Below are 5,138 nucleotides of genomic sequence, written 5' to 3' on the forward strand. Positions count from 1 at the left end.
TTATAGCACAGACCAAGTAAAAAAATTTTCTTATTCCTTGGTTTATTTCGTATACCTTCATTTTCTTCTTCTGACTCTAGATTAAAAATAAATCATTTGATTTATAAATTTCTCTTGACTAATCGTAGGAAAGAGCATGGGACAAAAGTGTAATTTACTCTTGTTTCATGCTCTAAATACGTATAAACGGCGGTATCAGAAGCGACTCCTTCGATAATAAGCTGAAATTCACAAAAATTTGAAAAGCAATTTTCGTGAATTTCAGCTTATTACTCGGAGCTTAACACTTCCGTCCCAGCCTCTTTATATTACTTACCAGTCACTGCAAAATAGTTGCCGTCAGGATCAGCAAAATTGAAGACATATTCTTCACCTAACTGAACGAGATCCCCTAAGACTACTTTTTGCTTTTGCATCAGTTTATAAAGATCAAAAATTTCTTCGCTGTAAAACATCAAAGAAGGAGAACTACCAGCTGTTTCGGGTGAATGCTGTTCAATAAATTTACGATCATATAAAACAAGAGAAGACGAAGCTTGACTTGATGGAGCAACTTCGATCACTAATGTTCCATCAATCTCTTGTCGATCCAATTCGCTAAAACCAACAGCTTGCCAAAACGCTGCATTTTTTTCAACATCATCTACATACATCATGATTTTCATTTCATTTGTAAACATCGATTTCCACCCTCTACTTTTTTATCTTTGCTAGTTTAGCATAGGGACCGGGAAAAATCTATGTTAAGCTGCGGATTTCCTTTGAAAATTAAGTTAGTTTGTTATTTATTTTAATCAAATTTACACTTTTCGGAATAAATAATTCTCTCTGTTTATGAAAAAGCAGTGACGGATATTTCCCTCCTGTTTATCCATAAAAACATAGCTTTCAACTTTATGGTTAACTTCTTCCCAAAACAAAAAAATCTGAAACAGAATTTTTTTCCTTCTGTTCCAGATTTAATTTTACTCAACTCATCCTTATCGATAAAAAGAGAATTTTTCTATGGAAGTATCACACATCGTCATAACTTCTTCTATTTTTAAACGTTGACATCGATTACTTTTGAATCATCTTTGATCACGTCTCGATCAAGATCTTTGATACGGGCACTGGTAACGATTCCTGCCACCATACTACCGCTAACATTTGTAGCTGTACGAGCCATATCGATCAATGGTTCAACCGAGATCACTAGCCCAACGATTGCTACAGGTAGATTCATCGCACCTAGTACGATCAAAGAAGCAAACGTCGCTCCCCCACCCACACCAGCTACACCAAATGAACTAATCGTTACAATAGCAACTAGCATTAAAATGAACTCTGGGCTGAAAACATTGATCCCTGCTGATGGAGCAACAATTGTGGCTAACATCGCAGGATATACACCTGCACAACCATTTTGGCCAATTGACAAGCCAAAGCTGGCTGAGAAGTTAGCTGTCGCTTCGTCTACACCTAATGCTTTTGATTGTGTTTCAATATTCAATGGCAATGCGCCTGCACTAGAACGTGAAGTGAACGCAAAGCTCAATACTGGGAAAGCTTTTTTGAAATAATCTAGTGGATTCACTTTCACGCCCATCAAAATCAAAGAATGAACGATTAAAACTGCAAACAATGCCAGATAAGAAGCCAAAACAAACTTCCCTAAGTTGATGATTGCTTCAAAATTACTTGTAGCCATGACATTTGTCATTAACGCAAACACACCATATGGCGTCAAACGTAGGACTAAGGTAACAATGCGCATCACGATTCGGTAAAGGCTATCGATCAAGTCAGAAAAGAAAGCTGCTTCTTTTGGTGCTTTTCTTTTCACACCAAGGTAAGCAACCCCAACAAAAGCAGCAAAAATAACTACCGCAATTGTACTTGTTGCCCGAGTACCTGCAAGATCTGCAAAAATATTTTTAGGAATAAATGACAAGATTTGTTGAGGAATAGTTAAACCTTCCACTGTTTCTTGTCGAGTCGCTAATTCAGAAATTCGAGCAGTTTCTGCTGCTCCTTGCGTAAATTCCGCTCCTTGAAGATTGAATAACATCGTCATACCAATACCAATCAATGCAGAAATTGCCGTTGTAGCTAATAAAGTCGTCAGCACTGTGGCACTGATTTTTCCAAGTTTTTCGGAAACTTTCATTTTCGTAAAAGCTGCTACAATTGAAATAAAAACTAATGGCATGATCAGCATTTGTAAGAAACTAACGTAACCGTCTCCTACGATCCGGATCCAATCCATAGATTGGGTGATGATTTCGTTTTCCACTCCAAAAATCAATTGTAGAAGACCGCCAAAAACGATCCCTACTGCGAGTGCAATATAAACCCTTGTTGAAAATTTTGCATGGCGCTTTTGCATAAGATAAAAACCATATAATAATACCGCAAAAACTAGAACCACTAAAACTGTGATGAGTGTTGTCATTTTTTGTCCTCCTCGTATTTTTTAATGACAAGTCCATCGAAGGAAGTAAAGGTTCCCGAGAGAGACTCTTCAGTCTTTCTCCTGAAAAATATCTTTTCAGTGACTTATTAAGTGTAGACTATTTTCAGACAAATTGCTTTAGTTTTGCTTACAATTAGTAATAGAAATAAACACCAGTGATAGTTTTAAACTATCACTGGTGTTTATTTCATTATGCTTCTTTTTCAGATTGAAAATTCAATTTCACACCTGGTTCATCAAGTGCAATCTCTGTAACTTCATACGCTAATCGCTTCACCATATCAAATAATGGTGCAACTAGTTCATCTACTTCTTCTTGTGTCACATCTTTTTGATCTTCAACTTTACGATTTAAAATATGGTTGATTTGACTCACACTGCCAGACAATACATATGTATCAAATACTAAACGAAATTCTAAACGAGCACCCACGATGCTATGTTCTTCCGGATAGTTTTCAATTGTTTCTTTTAATGGTGAAAAACCAACTTTTAAATCTGTTTGTACTTCTTGATCAGGTCTTTTCATATCGTAATGAAAAGCTTCTACTACTTCTTTTTGTCTTCTGATTTCCATTGTTATCACTCCTCTATCTGAATTATAACATAACTAAAATTGGAAAGGGATACTCTATTTTACTTTCTTTCAGATAGTAGGGATTTCTGATAATTGAGTCACGATAAAATCTGCGGGGATCTCTCCTAAAAAATGGTCAAGATCATACAGACAAGTTAAAATACCGGCATTTTTCCCCGCTAGAATATCTAACCGTCGATCACCGATCATCAGTGTGTCAGCTTTCATCAATTCAAAAGTAGCAATTAAATAGTTGATCGCATCTGGCGCCGGCTTACGAGGAAAGTCTTGATCGATCCCGATAACTTCATCAATCAAATTTTCTATACCAAATTTTTCTAGCAAATTCCAAGTCGAAGCTGTATTTCGATGCGTTAATATATAATGTTTCGCACCACGTTCTTTTAATATCCGTAATACTTTTTCTGTATCTTCAAAAGGCGCAGATAACAAAGTGCTTTCTTGTTCATACTGATGGAATAAAGGCCCAAACTCTTCTTCACTCAGTCCATACTGCTTTCTTAAAGTCTGAGTAGATTCTTGTTTCATGATGCGATAAATTTCTTTTTTCGACAAAACTACGTCAAAGTGTCGCAAAGCTTTTTCAGCACCTTCTACCATTGCCGGATAAGTATCAAATAAAGTACCATCAAAATCCCAAATATAGTTTTTGATTGCCATAGATTTCCTCCTTTACTTCCTCATTAAGAAGAACGAAGAACTAAATGCTTTTCATTTCTTCTTAGAAGAATAAGCCCTATTCAAAAAATTTCAGCATTAGATTGAACCATCTACACCAGTGCGATTACATCAAAAAACAAGCTAAAAATAAAATGAGTTGACTATTCAGATCTTCACCTTAAGTTTGAAGCGATTGCCCTGATGTTTACCTCAATCCGCTGATTTTAAACATCTGTTTCAAACTGATTGCCACATTTCTTACAAGTTACGCGGATCCGTCCTCTGCCTTTTGGAGCTCGTTGTTTTTGTTGACAAGCTGGACATGCGAAAAAAATATATTCTTGTGTTGCGTTTTTCTTTTGCTTTTTTTTAGTATATTTTGCCACCCAAGCTTTGAATTCTACTGTTTTTTTCAAATACTTTTGATTTTCGTTTAAACGCACATAGATTTTCTTTGAACTAAACCGATAGATAACTAGGAAGAAGAAAAACAAAAATAAAATCTGACCTAAAGAATAAGGAAGCCATGCTTTTAACAAAAAAGCAATCAAAGAGAAAATCAGGAATAAACGATTCAACTGATCGATTCGCGCATATCTCCCTTTCATTAATTGTTGATACTTTGTATAAAATCTTAAAAAACGTTTTAACCAAATCTGACCCATTTCTTACTCCTTTTCTATCTTTACTACAAAAGAAAAAGCCCTAATTGGCCTTTTTCATCGCAAATTGATGCAGTACATTGCGATTACGAATAAAATCAATGACAACTAATTTCTTTTCATCTTCTCGTCTGATTACTCTGAATGTATCCTTCAACGGTAAAATCATTTTTCTGGAAGGTACCTCTTTTAGGCGTACAAATCGCCGGATCAATGAAAATAATTGTGGAAACTGAATCGAAGTTTGAAGCAATCCAGGATATTTTTTCAATAATTGTGTTGTTTTTAGCAAATTTCGTTTCCTACTAATTTGTTTTAAAAAACTTTTTAAAATCTTTTGTTGGCGTTGAAAAATAGAAAAAGAATCTTCCTCATCAATTTGATAACGCATTTGTTGTTGGAGTTCAGTAACTGTCAAATGTATTTTACCAGAATCGTTTTCTACCACCATTCCATCTGGGAACAATTCCCCTATCGCTTGATCCCATTCTTGTAGTGAAAGTTCAAGATAATCTTCAACAGGTAGTTCTAATTCTTGCTTAAAGAACTCAACAACTGTTAATACTCCATCTGTCTGATACATTTCACCAATCGTCAACCCTTCTAAGTGAAACTCTGGCGAAAAATGTAATAATGTTTTATACTCATCTATTTGTACATAAATAAATGTCGATCGTTTGAGGATCGTATCCTGTCTCTTATACACATCTAGATGTGTATAAGAGACAGACTTATATTAGATGAACCGACAGTAGGCATTGAT

At 35.3% G+C, this 5,138-nt stretch carries 6 protein-coding genes; all 6 read right to left on the reverse strand.

The window, feature by feature from the left end:
- Positions 1 to 308: 308 nt before the first annotated feature.
- The 6 genes from A5844_RS04030 to A5844_RS04055 all read right to left on the reverse strand — a co-directional run bounded on the left by A5844_RS04030 (position 309) and on the right by A5844_RS04055 (position 5,081).
- The gene (locus tag A5844_RS04030) at positions 309 to 680 is read right to left on the reverse strand and encodes a VOC family protein (RefSeq protein WP_086283983.1); all 372 of its coding nucleotides are present in this window, start codon (positions 678 to 680) and stop codon (positions 309 to 311) included.
- Between the two features lie 362 nt (positions 681 to 1,042).
- Complete coding sequence (locus A5844_RS04035; RefSeq protein WP_086283984.1) at positions 1,043 to 2,434, reverse strand: L-cystine transporter; 1,392 nt, start codon at positions 2,432 to 2,434, stop codon at positions 1,043 to 1,045.
- 211 nt (positions 2,435 to 2,645) lie between these two features.
- Entirely contained in the window at positions 2,646 to 3,032 is a 387-nt protein-coding gene (locus A5844_RS04040) for a DUF1149 family protein (protein WP_086283985.1), read from the reverse strand.
- 69 nt (positions 3,033 to 3,101) lie between these two features.
- Positions 3,102 to 3,707: an HAD-IA family hydrolase gene (locus tag A5844_RS04045; protein WP_179190545.1), complete on the reverse strand. Its 606-nt coding sequence runs from the start codon at positions 3,705 to 3,707 to the stop codon at positions 3,102 to 3,104.
- A gap of 230 nt (positions 3,708 to 3,937) precedes the next feature.
- Positions 3,938 to 4,378 carry a hypothetical protein gene (locus A5844_RS04050; protein ID WP_086283987.1) on the reverse strand — a complete coding sequence of 147 codons (441 nt, stop codon included), beginning with the start codon at positions 4,376 to 4,378 and terminating at the stop codon, positions 3,938 to 3,940.
- A 40-nt stretch (positions 4,379 to 4,418) separates the two neighbouring features.
- Positions 4,419 to 5,081 carry an LCP family glycopolymer transferase gene (locus A5844_RS04055; protein WP_086283988.1) on the reverse strand — a complete coding sequence of 221 codons (663 nt, stop codon included), beginning with the start codon at positions 5,079 to 5,081 and terminating at the stop codon, positions 4,419 to 4,421.
- Positions 5,082 to 5,138 lie beyond the last annotated feature (57 nt).

This window comes from Candidatus Enterococcus wittei (genome assembly GCF_002140175.1).
Lineage (GTDB): Bacteria > Bacillota > Bacilli > Lactobacillales > Enterococcaceae > Enterococcus_B > Enterococcus_B wittei.